Annotated in this window: 12 protein-coding genes; 6 read left to right on the forward strand and 6 right to left on the reverse strand. The window is 71.8% G+C overall.

The window, feature by feature from the left end; translation table 11 throughout:
* Positions 1–194 precede the first annotated feature (194 nt).
* On the forward strand, positions 195–1,637 hold the full coding sequence (locus ACFY9I_RS20225; protein ID WP_391003408.1) for a cytochrome P450: 1,443 nt from the start codon (positions 195–197) through the stop codon (positions 1,635–1,637).
* A gap of 76 nt (positions 1,638–1,713) precedes the next feature.
* On the opposite strand, the gene ACFY9I_RS20230 is transcribed toward ACFY9I_RS20225, so the two are convergent.
* On the reverse strand, positions 1,714–2,619 hold the full coding sequence (locus ACFY9I_RS20230) for an amidohydrolase family protein (protein ID WP_391003409.1): 906 nt from the start codon (positions 2,617–2,619) through the stop codon (positions 1,714–1,716).
* A gap of 216 nt (positions 2,620–2,835) precedes the next feature.
* Between ACFY9I_RS20230 and ACFY9I_RS20235 the strand changes: the two genes are divergently transcribed.
* From ACFY9I_RS20235 to ACFY9I_RS20250, 4 genes are read left to right on the forward strand one after another with little or no spacing between them, the layout of a single operon-like run.
* Complete coding sequence (locus ACFY9I_RS20235) at positions 2,836–4,050, forward strand: ATP-binding cassette domain-containing protein (protein WP_391003411.1); 1,215 nt, start codon at positions 2,836–2,838, stop codon at positions 4,048–4,050.
* Positions 4,047–4,712, forward strand: coding sequence for an ABC transporter permease subunit (locus tag ACFY9I_RS20240; RefSeq protein WP_391003413.1), 666 nt, complete (start codon positions 4,047–4,049; stop codon positions 4,710–4,712). Before ACFY9I_RS20235 ends, ACFY9I_RS20240 begins: the two co-directional genes overlap by 4 nt.
* Positions 4,709–5,398 (forward strand): ABC transporter permease subunit, encoded by a 690-nt coding sequence (locus ACFY9I_RS20245; RefSeq protein WP_391003415.1) that lies wholly within the window; start codon positions 4,709–4,711, stop codon positions 5,396–5,398. Before ACFY9I_RS20240 ends, ACFY9I_RS20245 begins: the two co-directional genes overlap by 4 nt.
* 23 nt (positions 5,399–5,421) lie before the next feature.
* Entirely contained in the window at positions 5,422–6,345 is a 924-nt protein-coding gene (locus ACFY9I_RS20250) for a glycine betaine ABC transporter substrate-binding protein (RefSeq protein WP_391003710.1), read from the forward strand.
* Between the two features lie 314 nt (positions 6,346–6,659).
* Here the strand turns inward: ACFY9I_RS20250 and ACFY9I_RS20255 are convergent, their stop codons facing one another.
* Together ACFY9I_RS20255 and ACFY9I_RS20260 are read right to left on the reverse strand one after the other, a co-directional pair.
* Positions 6,660–8,489, reverse strand: coding sequence for a protein kinase (locus ACFY9I_RS20255; RefSeq protein WP_391003417.1), 1,830 nt, complete (start codon positions 8,487–8,489; stop codon positions 6,660–6,662).
* A gap of 112 nt (positions 8,490–8,601) precedes the next feature.
* Positions 8,602–11,811: a family 78 glycoside hydrolase catalytic domain gene (locus ACFY9I_RS20260; RefSeq protein ID WP_391003419.1), complete on the reverse strand. Its 3,210-nt coding sequence runs from the start codon at positions 11,809–11,811 to the stop codon at positions 8,602–8,604.
* A gap of 417 nt (positions 11,812–12,228) precedes the next feature.
* Here ACFY9I_RS20260 and ACFY9I_RS20265 point away from each other — a divergent pair, with 417 nt between their 5' ends.
* Positions 12,229–15,603, forward strand: a complete 3,375-nt coding sequence (locus ACFY9I_RS20265) for a pyruvate carboxylase (RefSeq protein ID WP_391003421.1) — start codon at positions 12,229–12,231, stop codon at positions 15,601–15,603.
* 30 nt (positions 15,604–15,633) lie between these two features.
* Here ACFY9I_RS20265 and ACFY9I_RS20270 read toward each other — a convergent pair whose 3' ends face one another.
* From ACFY9I_RS20270 to ACFY9I_RS20280, 3 genes are all read right to left on the reverse strand, one after another.
* Positions 15,634–16,173 (reverse strand): hypothetical protein, encoded by a 540-nt coding sequence (locus ACFY9I_RS20270; RefSeq protein WP_391003422.1) that lies wholly within the window; start codon positions 16,171–16,173, stop codon positions 15,634–15,636.
* A 212-nt stretch (positions 16,174–16,385) separates the two neighbouring features.
* Positions 16,386–18,134: an ATP-binding cassette domain-containing protein gene (locus ACFY9I_RS20275; RefSeq protein ID WP_391003424.1), complete on the reverse strand. Its 1,749-nt coding sequence runs from the start codon at positions 18,132–18,134 to the stop codon at positions 16,386–16,388.
* Positions 18,131–19,015 carry an ABC transporter permease subunit gene (locus ACFY9I_RS20280; RefSeq protein WP_391003712.1) on the reverse strand — a complete coding sequence of 295 codons (885 nt, stop codon included), beginning with the start codon at positions 19,013–19,015 and terminating at the stop codon, positions 18,131–18,133. Before ACFY9I_RS20280 ends, ACFY9I_RS20275 begins: the two co-directional genes overlap by 4 nt.
* Between the last annotated feature and the right edge of the window lie 2 nt (positions 19,016–19,017).

Consider the following 19,017-nt stretch of genomic DNA (forward strand, 5'->3'; position numbering starts at 1 on the left):
CCCCGGAGGGCCGCCGCCCGCGCGGGGCCCGGGACCGTTCCGAGGTTCCTCGTAGCGGCGGTGAGTCATGGGGCTGGAGCTGAGCGTGGTGATCCCCGGCGTTCCCCTGGGAGTTGCCCTGAGGTAGGGTCCCCAGCGTTTCCGGCTACCGACTGAAGGTGGGCCGGTACGGGGAGTGTCGGAGGGGCGGCGGCGTGGTGAGGGAAACCCGGTCGGGTGAGGGCGTGTCCGTGGAGTCGGACGACACGGGGCTGGAGGCGCTGTCTCCTGAACCGCTGCTGACCCGCGACTACGAGACGCGTCCCTCGCTGGTATACGAGCGGTTGCGGCAACGGCACGGCGCCGTGGCCCCCGTCGATCTGCTGGGTGTGCCCGCCTGGCTGGTCCTGGGCTACCGCGAGGCGCTGCAGGTGCTCCAGGACGACGCCGGGTGGCCCAAGGGCCTGGAGAACTGGCGGGCCCGCACGGAGGGCCGGGTCCCGGCCGACTGGCCGCTCGGTCCGTCCCTGGAGGTCAACCACGTACTGATCCAGGGCGGCCCCGGCTACCGCACGCTGCGCACCGCCTGGGACCAGGCGCTCAAGCCGTTCCAGGACCCGCGCAACCCCCAGACGAAGCGGCTGAAGACGGCCGTGACCGCGTACGCCGACGAACTGATCACCCTGATGGGCCAGGCCGGTGGTACGGGGCTGGCGGACCTGTCCGCCCAGTTCTCCCGGCCGCTGCCGCTGATGGTGGCCAGCCATCTGCTCGGCTTCCCCGGATCCCAGGGCGACGACGCCCTGATGGACATGTGGCGGGTGCTGGACGCGGGCCCGGACGCCGGGCCCGCCCTGGAACGGCTGCTCGGCGCGCTCGCGGAACTGGCGGAGCTGAAGCTGAAGCAGCCCGGTGAGGACTTCCCCTCGTACCTGCTGGCCGCCCACCCCGACCTCTCGCTCGACGAGCTGGCCCGTGAACTGTTCATGCTGCTCGGCATGACGTCCGACCACGTCGGGATCCTGATCTCCAACACGGTGGTCGAGGTCCTCTCGGGTGAGGACAGTGTGCGCGCCAGCCTCTCGGCCGGCATGGTCAGGGAGGCCATGAACCGGGTCGTGATGCGCAAGCCGCCACTGGTGAACTTCGTGCCGAGGTTCGCCGCCGAGGACACCCCGCTCGGCGACTACCTGATCCGCGCGGGCGACCCGGTCTGGGTCTCCTCCGCGGCGGCGCACGCCGACCCGCTCTTCGCCGCCCACGTGGCGCCGAGCACCACGGTCAGCACCCGGGCCCATCTGTCCTGGGGCGCGGGCCCGCGCCAGTGCCCGGCACGCGAACTGGCCTCGACGGTCGCGGCCGTCGGAGTGGGCCGCCTGTTCGAACGGTTCGCCCACCTCGACCTCGCCCTGCCCATCGACCAACTACCGTGGCGATCCTCGCCGTTCATGCGGGGACTGCGCTCACTGCCCGTACGGTACGAACTCGCGGCGACGCCGGAGCGGCCCGCGGTCGGCGGCCCGGTGACGGATGCCACGCCGGCGGGGGAGCCGACCGGAGCGGCGGAGACCGAGGACGTGGTGACACCGGACCGGGCGGCCCGGCAGCGCTCCTCGCTGTGGCGCTATCTGACCGGCTTGATCCGCCCCGGTCGCTGACACCGTCACATCCCGCGTGCGCACCGTGTGGCGCGGCGCGGCCGACAGCTGTCGTGCTTTCCGGGACGGTGCCGGTTCACCCGTCCTTCCCGGTGAGCAGCCGTCGGGGATTGGTGATGCGGAAGGCGTAGGCCGCGGCTCCGCCCAGTCCGAAGCCGGGCTGTCGTGGGGGCGCGGCGTAGGGCCGGTCGGAGCCCTGGACAACGGCGTCGACGCCGAGCGCGTGGACGACGGCCTCGACGGCGGTGGGGCCGTAGGAGGAGGTCTCCACGAACACGTCCGGGTCCGGCCCGGCGTCGCGCGCGTCGCCCCGCGCGGCGAAGCGCTCCCCGTGCAGCGGGGCGAGCCCGGCGAGCAGGGCGAAGCACACCCGCAGGCGCGGGTGGCGGGGCCTGCCGAACGCGCGGAAGGCGAACCAGGCGGAGTGCATCTGCTGGACGTAGGGGACCATCGCGGGCCACCAGCCGGGCCCTTCGGCCCCGCCCGGTGCGGGTCCCGGGTGGACGAAGAGGGGGAGGCCGCGTTCTTCGAGCAGATCCAGCAGCGGCGCGCAGCGTGTGTAGCCGGCCGCGTCGGCGAGGGCGTCGGCCGGGAGTTGGAGGCCGACGAAGCCCCGGTCGAGGTCCTGGGCGGTCGCCTTCGCGTCGACGTCCCGTACGCAGGCGGCGGCCCAGGCGCCGAACGGCTCGGGGAGCGCGGCGGCACCCTCGTGGTAGGCGTCGAGCAGGGGTCGCGCCTCGGCCGCGGGCAGCCACTCCACGCCGATGGGGGAGGAGAGCGAGACCAGTGCCCGGCCGAGACCGTCGGTCGTGGCGAGTTCCGTACGCCGGGCGACGTCGTGGTCGGCGGGTGGGATCTCGTAGGGCGGCTCGCCGTCGAGGAAGAGGGTCCATCCGTCCAGGAACGGGGGTTCGCGGCGCGACCGCAGGGCCGTCACCAGCGAGGGGGTCCACAGATGCTGGTGCACGTCGCAGTTGGTCATGCCGCTCCTCCCACCAAGGCCGACGCTTCCCCGGACAGGGCGCGCGGTGTGCTCCGGACAGAACTGCCCGCATCGCACGCCGCGGGAAACTGAGCGATCCGGACGCACTCGGTCCGGCCCGTTGTGAACGTAACGTGCCGTTCAGGTAATTCCATTGACTGTCATTCAGCCACCGACAACTCTGCATGACCATATGCAGCCGGGTAAGGGGCGGTCTTGATCAGATTTGACGCAGTGAGTAAAAAATATCCCAACGGTACGACAGCGGTGGACGAGTTGTCGCTGGAGCTGGCCGAGGGGGGCATCACCGTCCTGGTCGGTCCTTCCGGCTGCGGCAAGACCACCACTCTGCGCATGATCAACCGCATGGTGGAGCCGACCGCCGGCACGGTGAGCCTGCGCGGCAGGGACATCCGGGAGGTCAACGGTCCCGAACTGCGCCGGGGCATCGGCTACGTGATCCAGCATGCCGGGCTGTTCCCGCACCGCACTGTCCTGGACAACATCGCGACCGTTCCGCTGCTGCTCGGCTGGGGGAGGAAGAAGGCGCGGGCCAGGGCGGCGGAGCTGCTGGAGCTGGTGGGCCTGCCCGCCGATATGGCCAAGCGTTACCCGAACCAGCTCTCCGGCGGACAGCAGCAGCGCGTGGGGGTGGCCAGGGCGCTGGGCGCCGACCCGCCGGTGCTGCTGATGGACGAGCCGTTCAGCGCGGTCGACCCGATCGTGCGGGCGGAGCTGCAGTCCGAGTTCCTACGGCTGCAGAAGGAACTGCACAAGACGATCGTGTTCGTCACCCACGACATCGACGAGGCGATCAGACTCGGTGACAGCATCGCCGTGTTCCGCACGGGGGGCGAACTCGCCCAGTTCGACACCCCCGAGCGGCTGCTGGCCCGGCCCGCCGACGACTTCGTGGCCGACTTCGTCGGGCACGACCGGGGCATTCGACGGCTCTCCTTCGTCAACGCGGCCGAACTGCCGCTGCGCGACGGGCCGGTGCTGCCCGCCACCACACCGGTCACCGAGGCCCGGCGGTCGGACGAGCCCTGGGTGCTCGTCGTCGACGACGGCCGACGCCCGCTCGGCTGGGCCCGGGTCGCCGAACTGCCGGAGACCGGCGCACTCGCGGACGCGCCGCTGGCCTCCCTCGGCAACACCTTCAGCCTCGTCGGCGACTCGGCGCGGGCCGCCCTCGACTCGGCCCTCCTGTCGCCCGCCCGTCTCGCCGTCGGCGTCGACGCCTCGGGCGCGGTCGTCGGAGTCGCGGACGCCCACGAGCTGTCCACCGGGGCGGCCGTGCGGACTTCGACCGGGGGAGCACCGGCCACGCGGGCGGCGGCCGAGGCAGCACCGACACCAGGGGCAGCGGCCGGTCAAGCACCGGCCCTGGACAAGGCGACCGCCGACACCCCGGGCGGCGGTGACCGGTGAGCGACGACGAACCGCTGATCCGGTGGCAGTGGATAGCCGACCACACCGCCGAACTCGCCGACCACACCGCCATCCACCTCAGACTCGGCGTGCTGCCCGTCCTGTTCGGGCTGCTCATCTCCGTGCCGCTGGGCATCCTGTGCCACCACCGTCGCCGGCTCTACCCGGCGGTGCTGACGGTGGCCAACGTCCTCTACTCGATCCCGTCCCTCGCCCTGTTCATGATCTTCGTCCGCTACACCGGGCTGACCGAGCGGACGGTGATGATCCCGCTGACGCTCTACACCCTGTCGGTACTGGTGCCCAACGTCGTGGACGGCCTGGCTTCGGTGCCCGAACCGGTCCGCCTGGCGGCCACCGCGATGGGCTTCGGCGCCGTACGCCGGGTCGTGCAGGTCGAGTTGCCGATCGCCGTCCCCGTGGTCATCGCCGGCGTGCGCGTCGCCGCCGTCTCGTCCATCAGCCTCGTCGCCGTGGGCCAGCTCATCGGGCAGGGCGGCCTCGGCTACTACATCACCCGCGGTCTCCAGCTCGACTTCCCCACCCCGATCGTCACCGCGATCGCGCTGATCATGCTGCTCGCGCTCACCACCGACGCGCTGCTGGTCCTCGCACAGCGGCTGCTCACGCCGTGGTCCCGGAACAAGGTGACGGCGGCATGAACGACTTCCTGAACCAGATCCGGCTCGTCGGTGACTGGCTGACGTCCTCGACGCAGTGGCACGGCGACGAGGGCATCCCCCAGCGCCTCCTGGAGCACCTCACCTACAGCGGGCTCTCCCTGCTGTTCGCCGCCCTGCTCGGGCTGACGTTCGGCCTCCTCGTCGGACACACCGGGCGGGGCGCCTTCGCGGTGGCCGGCGTGGCGAACCTGGCCCGCGCCATCCCCACCTTCGGCCTGGTCGTCCTCGTCGTCACCCTCGCCGGGCTCGGCACCGGACCCGTACTGGTCGCGCTGGTCGCGCTCGCCGTCCCGCCGATCCTCATCAACACCTTCGAGGGAGTACGCGGCGTGGACCCCGCGACCAGGGACGCCGCACGCGGGGTCGGCATGACCGAGTGGGAGGTCCTGACCCGGGTGGAGGTGCCGATGGCACTGCCGCTGATCCTTCTCGGACTGCGGGTCGCCGCGATCCAGGTCGTGGCCACCGCGACCGTCGCCGCCTACCCGGGCCTCGGGGGCCTGGGCCGCTACATCGTCGACGGGCTCGCCCGCAACGACTACGAGCTGGTCATCGGCGGCTCCACCGTGGTCGTCGCCCTCGCGCTCGTCGTCCAGCTCGTGTTCACCGCGCTGCGGCGCGTCATCGTCTCGCCGGGCCTCAGCGTCACGGCTTCGAAGACCTAGAGAGAGGAACAACCATGCGAGGCATGTACCGAGGCGCCGCGTTCGGCCTGATCACCGCGCTCGTACTGACCGCCTGCGGCGGTGGCGGTGACACCGACGACAATCCGCTGACGGGCGACAGCGGTGGCGGCGACGGCAAGACCGTCGTCGTCGGCTCCGCGAACTTCCCCGAGAACCAACTGCTCGCCGAGATCTACGCGCAGGCTCTGGAGGACAAGGGCCTGAAGGTGACCCGGAAGTTCGACATCGGGGCCCGCGAGGTCTACTACGACCAGGTGGTGAAAGGCGGCATCGACGTCTTCCCGGAGTACAACGGCGCCCTGCTGTCGGTGGCCGTGGACAAGAACAGCACCGCGACCGGCACCGAGGACATCAACGCCGAACTGAAGGAGAAACTCCCCTCCTCGGTGGAGATACTCGACTCCGCCGCGGCCGAGGACAAGGACTCCGTCACCGTCACCGCCGAGACCGCCGCCAAGTACGAGCTCAAGACCCTCGCCGACCTCAAGCCGGTCGCGAAGAACATGACCCTCGGCGCCGGATCGGAGTTCAAGACCCGCACCCAGGGCGGCGTCGGCCTGAAGAAGGTCTACGGCGTGGAGTTCGGGAAGTTCCAGCCGCTCGACGCGGGGGCCCAGACCACCCTGGTGAAGCTGCTGAAGGACGACAAGGTGCAGGCGGCCAACCTCTACACGACCGACCCCGCCATCGTCGCGGACAAGCTGGTGGTCCTGGAGGACCCGAAGAACCTCTTCTCCTCACAGAACGTCACGCCCCTCGTCCACAAGGACGCGGTGGACGACACGGCCAGGGCGGCGCTCAACGGCGTCTCCGCCAAGCTCACCACCGAGGACCTGCTGGAGATGATGAAGAAGCTCGTCAACGACAAGGAGGACACCGACACCGTCGCCAAGGACTGGCTGACCTCCACCGGCCTCGTGAACTGACCCGCTCGCCCGCCCGAACCGTCCGCCCCCATGCCTGCCCGGCACCGCGCACGCCGCCGGGCAGGGAGGCGGACACCGATCCGAGGCTCCGGACGACCGAGGGGGCCGACCGCGAGGAATCCGTGGCCGATGTGCGACGCGCTCGCGGACCGGTCTCGAACGGGGCGGCCGCATCGCGAGTCGCTCACCTCACGACGCTCACCTCACGACGCATGCCTCGCGCACCGCGCACGCGTCGGACGCCAAGCCGCCGACGGCGTCCCGCCGCCGGTACCGCGGCGACTCCTCGCGCCGCACGTAGCCCTCCTCGTTCCTCACTCGGTGGAGCGCAACGCCTTCCACACGCGCGGTCGTACGACGCCGTCGGTGGCCAGGAGCCCCTTGTCCTGCTGGAAGCTCCGCACCGCCGCCTCCGTCCCGGCGTCGAACTCGCCGTCCACGTCGCCTCCGAGGCTGTAGCCGCGCTTGGACAGCATGCACTGCGCCTGTCGGACGCGTTTGCCGCTGTCCCCCAGGCGGGTGCGTCCGTTGCCGTAGTAGTACGTGCAGTCCGTGAGCCAGGCAGGGGTCGCGGGATCGGTGGACGTGTCGGCCGGGGGCGGTGAGGGCTTGGTGGGCGAGCTGTTCCCGGGCGCCGGTGCGGAGGGACCGGTGTGCGGATCGTCGTCGGTTTCGGAGCCGGAGCCGGAGCCGGAGTCGGATGAAGCGGAAGCGTCGGGGCGCGGTGTGTCGTCGTCGGCCGAGTCCCGCTCGTCCTTGCCGGACACCTCCGGGACCTCCGATCCGCCGTCCGGGGCGGCGTTCGCACCGTCCGAAACCGCGGTCGCCGACATGGAGACGGTGTCGCCGGGCGTGGCGTCGGTCGAAGCCGTCGCCCCGCTTCTCGGTGAGGCCTCGGTGGTGGACGGGTTCAGCAGAGTCAGCACGGCGCCCCCGGCGGCCGCCACGCACAGCGCCAGCGCGGCGGCGCCGATCAGCACCCGCTTTCGGCGGGATCGGCCGCGCCGCGCCGCCGGGGCCGACGGCTGGGCCGAGGCGTCGGCGGACGGACCCGCCGCCTCGTCGGCCGCGACCGGCGCCTTCGCCCCCTGCACGGGGCCGGCCTGTTCCAGGGGAACCCGGCGCAGCGTCTCGCACGCCCGCTGCCGGGCCAGCACCCTGCCGGCCAGCGGTTCGGGCCAGTCGAACGACCGGGACGGCGCGGCCGTCCCGGAAAGCGAGGAACTCGACGCGGCCATACCGGCGCCCGGTAGGTCGGACGTGGCCGCTTCGATCAGCTGCGCCGGTGTCGGCCGCTGCCCGGGCTCCTTGGACAGACAGGCCGAGAGCAGTCCGGCGAGGTCGGCGTCGGCCGTCGCGATCTCGGTGAGCACCTCCGGGTTGGGTTCCTCGAACGCCACCCGGTGCATGACGTCGACGCCGGTGCCGTCGCCGAAGGGGGCCTTGCCGGTCGCCGCGAAGACCAGGGTGCAGGCCAGGGAGAACACGTCCGAGGCAGTGTCGCACTCGCCGGTCCGCAGGTACTCCGGCGACATGTAGGCCGGGGTGCCCACCCGGTTGCCGGTGCCGGTGATCGCGCTCGCGTCCGCCGCCTTCGCGATGCCGAAGTCGATGACGTGCGCGCCTTGGGCGGACAGCAGGACGTTGGACGGCTTCAGGTCCCGGTGCACGATCCCGGCAGCGGACAGGTGCGCGAGAGCCTGCCCCAGCTCCGCCGACAGCCGCCGCACGGCGGCGACCGGTAGGGGCCCGTCCTCGTCCACGGCGGCCGACAGATCGAGCCCCGGCAGATACTCGGTGGCCATCCACAGCAGTTCGTCCCGGAAGCCCGTCCCCGCCAGGCGTGGCATGCGCGGTGTGCGCACCCGGCTGTGCACCGCCGCCTCCTGCTCGAAGCGGCGCCGGAACCGGATGTCCTCCGCGTACTCGGGCCTGATCACCTTCACCGCGACGAGGTCGGGCCCGCCGTCCGTGGGGCGCGCCAGGTAGACGCGCCCCATTCCGCCACTGCCGAGCAGCCCCAGCGACACATAGGGACCGATACGGTCCGGGTCGCCGGGGCGCAGCGGCAGAGCACCCGCCTGTCGCAGTGCCGGAGCCCTGTCCGCCGTCGATGATGGCGGCACCGGCCGCTGCTCTGACACAACACCCCCGAAATGACTTTTGGCGTACGCCAGTTCGCCCCCAATGATGCTGAGGCTAGCTCAGCGACGGCTCGCGTTCCGGGTTATCGGTCACATCCGCCCCACGAAGGGCTCAGGAGGGTCCCCTTCGCACCTGGGTCGTACCCGAGCCGATCGGGCCGATCCGCAGCACGGTGCCCGTGAGATCCGTGAACGGCTCGACCTTCACCCGTCCCTTCCCTCCCGGCACCACTGCCTCGACCCGGTACGTCCTCGGGTCGGCGTCGCCGATCTCCACCTCCAGCACGGCGCGGGAGTTCGGCGGCACGGTCACCCGGGTCGTGTGCGTGTCCCCGGAGCGAGTCACCCGGACCGACACCGGCCCGCGCACCGAGGGCACCCTCCCCTCGACCTCGGTCAGCGCGCCGGTCCGGGGCCGGATCCGGAACTCCGCCGCGCCGGGCGCGCTGACCTGGACACCGAGGACGTGCCGGGCCACCGCGTTGGCAGGCGCGGACGCCCATGCGTGGGAGAGCGTCATGTTGGACTTCAGCGCCGGGTCCCACGCCTCCGTGACGATGGTGGCCTTCAACGCGTCCAGCATGTGCAGCCACGAGTTGGTCGCCGTGGAGGTGAGCAGGGCGAGGGCGGCGTCGGAGCGGCCCAGCCGGAACAGCGCGTCCAGCAGGAACTGGGAGCCGTACACGCTGACCTTCATGCCCCCGGCCGCCAGGGTGTCGCCCAGCCTGGCCAGTACCTCCGCGTCCAGGGCGTCCGCGACCCCGAGGGCCACCGGGAAGGCGGTGGCGTGCTGGGCGCTGTGCGTGGTGCCCACGCCGTCGAGGAACCGTCCGCCCGCACGGTCGAGGAGGGTGGCGCGCATCGCGGTGGCGAGCATGTCGGCCCGGTCGCGCAGGGCGGTCGCGTCGTCGTCCTCGCCGAGGGCCGCCGCGCACTTCGCGAGTGCCTCGAAGGCGGCGTACTGGAAGGCGTTGACGACCGTGTTGACCTGGGTGAAGACATAGCCGTCACGGCTGGCGGCGGGCCAGTCGACGAGGTCGCCGAGGTTCTGGCTGGTGTTGCCGGGCGCCTTGCGGACCAGACCCTCGGAGTCCAGGTACGAGGTGAGGTTCTTGGCGGTGAGCAGGTCGTAGTCCTTGGCGAGCTGCCGGTCGTCGCCCGTGGCCAGATAGTCCTCCCACGCGGAGATCGCGCACATCAGCCGGTACTCGGTGGGCCAGGTGCCCTTGCGGACCAGATAGTCGTTCGACCAGCGGGCCAGGGCGTACGAGCGCTGCACGCCGTACTCGGAGAGCTGGTTGATGAGCGCGTCGCCCTCGTACGGGCCGCGTTCACGGGTGGGCGTGTCCGTGTAGAGGTCGCCGCGCGTGGCCTCGATGGAGTAGCGGCACAGCTCCCAGACCCGGTCCAGGTCGGCGTCGGAGCTGCGGAAGGAGGCGTCCGAGTCGGCCCAGTCGAGTTTCCAGGCGCGGCCGGTCACGACCGCCTTCGACAGGTCGAGCGTGGTGCGCAGTTCAGCCCAGCGGAAGCCCCGGTAGCCCCAGTGTTCGAAGCGTTGTTCGCCGTCCCGCAGCGTCCACACCTCGCGATAGGTGTTGGTTGCGCGCAACTGGTACTTGACGGTGCCGTCGGGGTTCAGCTCCTCACCGAGCCGCACCTCGACCGTGTCGCCCGCGTCGCCCGTGACCTCCAGGGCCAGACCGCCGACGATCTCCCGGCCGAGGTCGACCAGCCAGCGCCCGTCGGCGACCCGGGTGACGGAGGCGGGGGTGACGTCGTGCGGCCGTACCGCCTCGATCAGCGCGGGAACGAGGCCGTCGATCGCCGTGCGCACGGCCGGCTCCAGCCAGTCGCCGTCGTCGAAGCCGGGCTCCGTCCAGCCCACCGGCTCACGGCGCAGGTCCCAGTACTCCTGTGGAACGGTGAAGTAGCTGCTGCCCGCACTGCCCTTCGACGGCAGCAAACCGGCCTGACGGCGCGCCTTCCAGCGGGTCCCGGAGGCGACGGTCGACCGGCTGCCGTCGGCGTAGGTGATCTCGAGCTGGGCCAGGAACTTCTGCTGCGAGGTGGTCCAGCACAGCGCGGCGAGCGCGTTGGCCTTCCCGTCCGCCCGCAGCGTGGAGGTCACGTCGAAGGCCTGGTAGGCGGTTCCGTCGCCGGAGCGGACGGAGGCGTAGCCGACGGTGGTGCCGTTGCTCCACACCTTCGCGACGTACTGCCGGGACGGATCGGGGGAGGTCGCGGCGACATAGAGGATCGCTGCGGCTATCTCCTTGCCCGCTGCCGTCTCGTACTCGTGGCGGAGCAGCGCCCAGGTGTCGTCGGCCCCGTAGGAGGAGAGCGAGGAGGCGCCGGCCGGGAAGGTGAGGACGCCCCCGGAGACCGTTCCGGTGGCGAAGGTGCCCTTGTCGGATGCGAAGTCGTCGTCGAGGAGGACGGTGCCGTCGGCGGCGGTGAAGGTGATCCGGTCGTAGGTCTGGGACTCGGTGAGGCCGTTGCGCAGACCGATGTTCCCGGACGCGTAGCGGCTGTCGGTGGTGGTGTCCACGACGGTGCCGTTCACGGTGGTGGTGAAGGTCGAGCCGGTCATGGTGACGCTCAGGTCCACCCACTCCCCGGCGGTGACCGCGAGCGGCAGCCGCACCTCGCCGAGCACGGTGTACGTGCCGTTCACACAGACGTGCTTGCGCAGCACACCGGTGGTGCCCGCGCGTAGCTGCCACATGTAGTTGTTGGCGGTGTTCGCGGCCCGGAACCACAGCCCGGCCGCCACGGCGGTGATCTTCACCCGGACGGTGACGGTGCCGTCGGTCATCACCGGCCCGGCCGGCACCCAGATCGGCTCAGCCTCCCACTCGTCCTCGACCGACGTGGCCAGCAGAGCCGGCTGCGACCAGGCCGAACGCTTCTCGCCCCAGCTGCTGACCCGCCACCAGTAGGCCGTACGGGGCTTCAGCGCCGGGCCGCCGTAGGGGACGGCCGTGGAGTCCGCGGACTTCCGCTTGCCGGAGTCCCACACCAACTCGTCGTCCTCGAAACCGCCGGGGGTGGCCGCCAGCTGCAACTGGTAGGCCCGCTGCACGGTGCCGGCGCAGAAGTCGGGCACCTGCCAGCTGAAGCGGGGGCCCTGCCCGGCGCTCGTGCCGAGGGCCCGCGGCAGCAGATCGGTGAGCGTTCCGGTGGGCGCGGGCGGCTTCCCGGCGGCCGTGGCCACGGCTCCCGGGCCGGGGGCCGCGAAGGCCCGGGGCCCGGACAGAACGACGGAGGCGGTCACGGTGCCGCCGAGCTGGAGAAGTCTTCGCCGTGAGAGGTCCCGTGCCATGTGCACCTTCGGTTCGCTGGGGCCGGTGGGATGAATGGTTTCAATGCGATTGCCCGGAGGTTATGGTTCCGCGTCGAATCCGGTCAATGGTTCGGACCCGATCGTGCCCCCCCCGGAAATGAAACGATTTAACTCGGGCTGCCCCCGATGTGCCCGGGCTCGGCTGGAGGTCGACGGCGGAACGCTGTGACGGGTGAAGCGGTGGCGGCTCGCATGGCACTGAGGGTCAGGGTGGGGCGGCCAGTCGTGGGGTATGGGTGTTCACGGACGTGCCGAGCGGGTGGAATATCCGATTGGCGTACAGCCTGGCCCGGGAAGTGACTGGGCTCACATGGCACTGAGTGACACGATTCCTGTGGTGCGACTGCATCATTGCCGGAACCATGGTGTCCTCATGGCAGCTCGAAGGGATCAGGGATGCTCCGCAAGGTACTGGTCGCCAACCGTGGCGAGATCGCGATCCGCGCGTTCCGCGCCGGCTATGAAGTGGGCGCGCGGACGGTCGCCGTCTTCCCGCACGAGGACCGCAACTCGCTGCACCGGCTCAAGGCCGACGAGGCCTACGAGATCGGCGAACCGGGGCACCCCGTGCGCGCGTACCTCTCCGTCGAGGAGATCATGCGCGCCGCCCGGCTGGCGGGCGCCGACGCCGTCTACCCGGGCTACGGGTTCCTGTCCGAGAACCCCGAGCTGGCCCGCGCGTGCGAGGAGGCCGGCATCACCTTCGTCGGCCCGAGCGCGCACATCCTGGAGCTGACCGGCAACAAGGCGCGCGCGGTGGCCGCCGCCCGCGCCGCCGGCGTGCCCGTCCTCGGCTCCTCCGAGCCCTCCACCGACGTGGACGAACTGGTCCGCGCCGCCGACGAGATCGGCTTTCCCGTCTTCGTCAAGGCCGTCGCCGGTGGCGGCGGCCGCGGGATGCGCCGCGTCGAGGACCCCGCCGCGCTGCGGGAGTCCATCGAGGCCGCGTCCCGCGAGGCGGCCTCCGCGTTCGGCGACCCCACCGTCTTCCTGGAGAAGGCCGTCGTCGAGCCCCGCCACATCGAGGTGCAGATCCTCGCCGACGGCCACGGCAACGTCATCCACCTCTTCGAACGCGACTGTTCGGTGCAACGCCGCCACCAGAAGGTCATCGAGCTGGCGCCCGCGCCCAACCTCGACCCGGCCCTGCGCGACCGCATCTGCGCCGACGCCGTCCGCTTCGCCCGGGAGATCGGCTACCGCAACGCGGGCACCGTCGAGTTCCTCCTCGACCGCGACGGCAACCACGTCTTCATCGAGATGAACCCCCGCATCCAGGTCGAGCACACGGTCACCGAGGAGGTCACCGACGTCGACCTCGTGCAGTCCCAGCTCCGTATCGCCGCCGGGGCCACCCTCGCCGACCTCGGGCTCTCCCAGGAGACCGTCACCCTGCGTGGCGCGGCCCTCCAGTGCCGTATCACCACCGAGGACCCGGCGAACGGCTTCCGCCCCGACACCGGCCGCATCAGCGCCTACCGTTCGCCCGGCGGCTCCGGCATCCGCCTCGACGGCGGCACCACCCACGCCGGTACGGAGATCAGCGCACACTTCGACTCCATGCTGGTCAAACTGACCTGCCGGGGCCGGGACTTCACCACCGCCGTCAACCGGGCCCGGCGCGCGGTCGCCGAGTTCCGCATCCGGGGCGTCGCCACGAACATCCCGTTCCTGCAGGCCGTCCTCGACGACCCGGACTTCCAGGCGGGCGACGTCACCACCTCGTTCATCGAGCAGCGCCCGCACCTGCTCACCTCCCGGCACTCCGCCGACCGGGGCACCAAGCTGCTCACCTATCTGGCCGACGTGACGGTCAACAAGCCGCACGGCCCGCGCCCCGACCTGATCGACCCGTCCTCCAAGCTGCCGAGGCCCACCACCACCGAACCCCCGGCCGGCTCCAAGCAGAAGCTCGTCGAACTCGGCCCCGAGGGCTTCGCCCGCTGGCTGCGCGAGTCGCCCACCATCGGCGTCACCGACACCACCTTCCGCGACGCCCACCAGTCGCTGCTCGCCACCCGCGTCCGGACCAAGGACATGCTGGCCGTCGCCCCCGTGGTGGCGCGGACCCTGCCGCAGTTGCTCTCCCTGGAGTGCTGGGGCGGCGCCACCTACGACGTCGCCCTGCGCTTCCTCGCCGAGGACCCCTGGGAGCGGCTGGCCGCGTTCCGTGCCGCCGCGCCGAACATCTGCCTCCAGATGCTCCTGCGCGGCCGCAACACCGTCGGCTACACGCCCTACCCGACCGAGGTCACCGACGCCTTCGTGCGGGAGGCCACCGAGACCGGCATCGACATCTTCCGGATCTTCGACGCGCTCAACGACGTGGACCAGATGCGGCCCGCCATCGAGGCCGTACGAGCCACCGGAACGGCCGTCGCCGAGGTCGCCCTCTGCTACACCTCCGACCTGTCCGACCCCGCCGAGCGGCTCTACACCCTCGACTACTACCTCCGTCTCGCCGAGCGCATCGTCGAGGCGGGCGCCCATGTCCTGGCCGTCAAGGACATGGCGGGACTGCTGCGCGCCCCGGCCGCCACAAAGCTCGTCTCCGCCCTGCGCCGCGAGTTCGACCTGCCGGTGCACATCCACACCCACGACACGGCGGGCGGCCAGCTCGCCACCTACCTCGCCGCGATCCAGGCCGGCGCCGACGCCGTCGACGGGGCCGTGGCCTCCATGGCGGGCACGACCTCGCAGCCGTCGCTGTCCGCCATCGTGGCCGCGACCGACTACTCCGACCGCCCCACCGGCCTCGACCTGCGGGCCGTCGGCGATCTGGAGCCCTACTGGGAGAGCGTCCGCCGCATCTACGCCCCCTTCGAGGCGGGCCTCGCCTCCCCGACCGGCCGGGTCTACGACCACGAGATCCCCGGCGGCCAGCTGTCCAACCTGCGCACCCAGGCCGTCGCGCTCGGACTCGGTGACCGGTTCGAGGACATCGAGGCGATGTACACCGCCGCCGACCGCATCCTCGGCCACCTGGTGAAGGTCACCCCCTCCTCCAAGGTGGTCGGCGACCTCGCGCTGCACCTCGTCGGCGCCGGGGTGTCTCCCGCCGACTTCGAGGCCACGCCCGACCGGTTCGACATCCCCGACTCCGTCATCGGCTTCCTGCGCGGCGAGTTGGGTACCCCGCCCGGCGGCTGGCCCGAGCCGTTCCGCAGCAAGGCCCTCCAGGGCCGTGCCGACGCCAAGCCCGTCCAGGACCTCACCGCCGAGGACCGCGACGGACTGGACAAGGACCGCCGCGCCACCCTCAACCGGCTGCTGTTCCCCGGCCCGACCCGTGAGTTCGAGACCCACCGGCAGACCTACGGCGACACCAGCGTCCTCGACAGCAAGGACTTCTTCTACGGCCTCGGGCCCGGCAAGGAGTACGCCGTCGACCTGGAGCCCGGTGTGCGGCTCCTCATCGGTCTGGAGGCCGTCGGCGAGGCGGACGAACGCGGTATGCGTACGGTGATGTCGACCCTGAACGGCCAGCTTCGGCCGATCCAGATCCGCGACAAGGCCGTCTCCTCCGACATCCCCGTCACCGAGAAGGCCGACCGCTCCAACCCCGGCCATGTGGCCGCCCCGTTCGCAGGCGTGGTCACCCTCGCGGTCGCCGAGGGTGACGAGGTGGCGGCCGGCGCCACGGTCGCCACGATCGAGGCGATGAAGATGGAGGCCACGATCACGGTTCCCAAGGCCGGGCGGGTCTCCCGTCTTGCCATCAACAAGATCCAGCAGGTGGAGGGCGGCGATCTGCTCGTAGAGATCGTCTGACGCTTCGTGGGCGGCACCGCGGCCGGCGGATCAGGCGCGGGGGAAGAACTCCAGCACCGCCGTGCCGCCTTCGAGGGACTTCACCCGGAAGCCGAGGCCGTTCAGACCGCCGGTGCCGCCCTCGCCGAGCGTGGTGCTGAGGAACGTACCGGCGCCGGAGGACCGGAGTACGACGGTGTCGTCGGTGACCTTCGTGACGCGGAGGTCGCCGACGCCGAACCGGTCGTCGACCTCGATGGACACGGGCTCGGGCACCGCCAGTTCGCAGCGCCCGTCGTAGCAGGCGTCGACATCGGTGCTGTCGTCGGTGCTGTCGTCGGTTCCTTCGGCGGTGGAGTCAGCGGTCGCGGAGGACGTGGGTGAGGTCGGCCGCTCAGCCTTGGACGGCGATGTGCCCGGGGCCTCGCTCGGGCTCGCTGCCGAAGGCGTGCGGGTGGGGGACGACGGCTTCGTCCCCGCCCCGGAACCGTCGTCCTGACCGCTGCCTCCGCCGCCTCCGCCGCAGCCGGTGAGCACCAGCATCAGCGCCGCGCCCACCGAGACACCGAACCGGCTCCTGCCCGTGCTCATAGGTCGACCCTTCAACTCTGGCTTCCACGAATGCCGTTGCTCCCCGTGGCGGGGCGCGCGTCCCTTTATACGGGCCCCGGATCCGGATCACGACCAGCGGGCTCAGGGCCCGCTCGCCGCGCGCCGAGAATGCGGACGCCGAGCCGTGCCTGGGCGTCGGCGGCCTGAGGGTGAGCCGACGCCACGGCGAGTTGACCTGCCTCTCCGGGACCTCACGAAGGAGTACGGGACGCCTGCGGAGCGAGCCCCGCGGAGGCCGCCATGAGCGAGGCCGTGAACGGGTGGTGCGGGGCGGCGAGAACCTGTCGGGTGAGGCCCTGTTCGACGAGGTGTCCGGCGTCCATGACCGCGATGCGGTGGGCCGTGGCCGCGATGTCGAGGTCGTGGGTGATGAGGAGGAGGGCCGGGGCTCCGGCGTGGCCCTCCTCGTGGGCCGGCAGGCCCGTCAGGACGTCGAGAATCTCGCGCCGGGTGACCGTGTCGAGCCCGGAGGTGATCTCGTCGCAGATGAGGACGCGGGGGCGGGCGAGGAGGGCACGGGCCAGGGCGGCGCGTTGGAGTTCACCGCCGGAGAGCCGATCGGGCCGCCGGCGCACCAGGTCCTGGGGGAGACCCAGTCGCGTCAGGGTGGCCAACGCCTCGCTCTCGGCGGTGCGGTCGTCGGCGCCCCGCAGCCGCACCGCCGTACGGGCGACCTGGTTCAGGACGGGGCGGTGCTCGTCGAAGGCGGCGCGGGCGTCCTGGAAGACGTACTGGATGGCGGCCAACTGCCCCCGGTCGCGGTCGCGCAGACTGCGCGGCAGCGGGGTGCCGTCGAGGAGGACCGTGCCGTCGTGGTCGCGGTGGAGCCCGGCGAGGCAGCGGGCGAGGGTGGTCTTGCCGCTGCCCGAGCGCCCGACCAGGGCCAGCGACTCCCCGGTGTGCAGGGCGAGTTCGGGCGCGCGTACGGCCAGGGTCGTGCGGCGTGAGCCGTCACGGTGGCAGGCGGTGAGATCGCGTACGCGCAGCACGGGTTGCCTGGGTCGCACGGGCGGCACGGCCACGGAGCCACCACGGACAGCGGCGCCTGGCCCGGCTTCCGGTCCGGTTCCCCATCGCGGTCCCGTCTCCGTTCCCGGCCCCGGCGCGGTGGCCGCTTCCGTCTCCGTCCTCGTGTCCGTCCTCGACCTCGCATCCACCCCCGTCACCGCGAAAGAGGGCTGTGCGTCGAGGAGTCGGCGGGTCCACTCGTGTCGCGGCGTGAGCCACAGGTGCCGTGTCGGGGCCGACTCCACGACGCGTCCCGCCCGCAGGACGTGGACCTCGTCGGCGAGGGCGCGTACGACATCGAGGTCGTGGCTGAGCAGGACGACCGCGATGCCGCGCGCCGCGACCGCCGCCAACTGCTCCACGACGAGGCTCTTGGTCAGGGCGTCCTGGCCGGTGGTGGGCTCGTCGGCGACGATGATCCGGGCGCCCAGCAGCAGGGCCTGGGCGAGGACGACGCGTTGCTGCTGGCCACCGGAGAGCTGGTGTGGATAGCGACGCAACAGACGTTCGGCATCCGGGAGTTGGGCGTCGGCCAGGGCCTGGAGGACGCGTCCGCGGGCGGCTGTACGGCGTTCGCCACGCGGCAGACGGTCCACCTGCGTACGGGCGATGTCGGTCAGGAGGGCGCTGATGCGGCGGGCCGGGTTGAGGACCGCCGCCGGATGCTGGGGCACGTACCCGACGAGGCCGTCGGCCGCCAGACGGACGTCACCGGTGACGTGCGCGTCCTCCGGGAACTCGCCGAGCAGGGCCAGCCCTGTGGTGGTCTTCCCACTGCCCGAGGCACCCACCAGCGCGGTGATCCTGCCGGGCGGAATCCGCAGGCTCACCCCGTCGACGATCGCCCGGCCGCCCACCTCGACGCGCAGATCGGTGATCTCGGCCAGGGGATCCTTGGCGCCCCGGCTGTCCTCGTCGTCGTACCGCTTCACACCCGTTGTTCCTTCCGTACCCGGCGCCCACCGCGCCGGTCGTTCCTCTCGCGCCCGCCCGGCTTCTCCAGAGCCGCGTCGAAGAGGAGGTTGGTGCCCGTGGTCAGCGCGACGATCAGCAGCGCGGGCACGACCACGGCCCATGGCTGCACGAACAGGCCCGTGCGGTTGCGGTCGACCATCACCGCCCAGTCGGCGGCGTCCGGCGCCACCCCGACGCCGAGGAACGCGGCTGTGGCGACCAGGTACAGCACACCCGTCAGCCGGGTGCCGGCGTCGGCGCCGAGGGTCCGCAGGATGGTGCGGCCGACATAGCCGACGGCCGTGCGCCACCAGCTCTCGCCCTGAAGGCGAAGCGCCTCCACGACCGGTCGTGCGGCGGCCTCGGTGGCGGCGGCCCTGACGAGACGGGCGGCGTCCGGCACGTTGACCAGCGCCACGAGCAGGGCGAGGCCGACGGTCCCAGGGGTGAACACCGAGGCCACCAGCAGGATCAGCAGCAGCGAGGGGACGGCGATCAGCACGTCGAGGGGCCGCATCAGCAGCTCCTCCAGCCAACGCCGGTGCGTCATCGCGGCGATCAGACCGACCGGCAGGGCGACGAGATAGGCCAGCGCTCCCGCGCCGAGCGCGGTCAGCACGACCGGCCGACCGCCGTGCAGCACCTGCCGCCACACGTCCCGGCCCACGAAGTCCGTGCCGAGCCAGTGCCCGTCGCCGAGCGTGAAGGACGCAGACCGCGCGCCCGGCTCACCCGCGAACACCGGTCCCAGCAGCGCGAGGACGAGGGGTACGGCGATGATGGCGACCCCTAGCGCGAAACGGCCCGTACGCCGCCGGGGCCGGGGAACGACGCCCGTGCCCGCCGCACCGAAATTCACGT

The organism is Streptomyces sp. NPDC012510, assembly GCF_042955065.1.
Classification (GTDB): Bacteria; Actinomycetota; Actinomycetes; order Streptomycetales; family Streptomycetaceae; genus Streptomyces.

Bases quoted from the DNA above. Each gene is read 5' to 3' on its own strand.
- ACFY9I_RS20230 (WP_391003409.1), bottom strand. From the start codon at position 2,619: ATGACCAACTGCGACGTGCACCAGCATCTGTGGACCCCCTCGCTGGTG.
- ACFY9I_RS20245 (WP_391003415.1), top strand. From the start codon at position 4,709: ATGAACGACTTCCTGAACCAGATCCGGCTCGTCGGTGACTGGCTGACG.
- ACFY9I_RS20250 (WP_391003710.1), top strand. From the start codon at position 5,422: ATGTACCGAGGCGCCGCGTTCGGCCTGATCACCGCGCTCGTACTGACC.
- ACFY9I_RS20260 (WP_391003419.1), bottom strand. From the start codon at position 11,811: ATGGCACGGGACCTCTCACGGCGAAGACTTCTCCAGCTCGGCGGCACC.
- ACFY9I_RS20265 (WP_391003421.1), top strand. From the start codon at position 12,229: ATGCTCCGCAAGGTACTGGTCGCCAACCGTGGCGAGATCGCGATCCGC.
- ACFY9I_RS20270 (WP_391003422.1), bottom strand. From the start codon at position 16,173: ATGAGCACGGGCAGGAGCCGGTTCGGTGTCTCGGTGGGCGCGGCGCTG.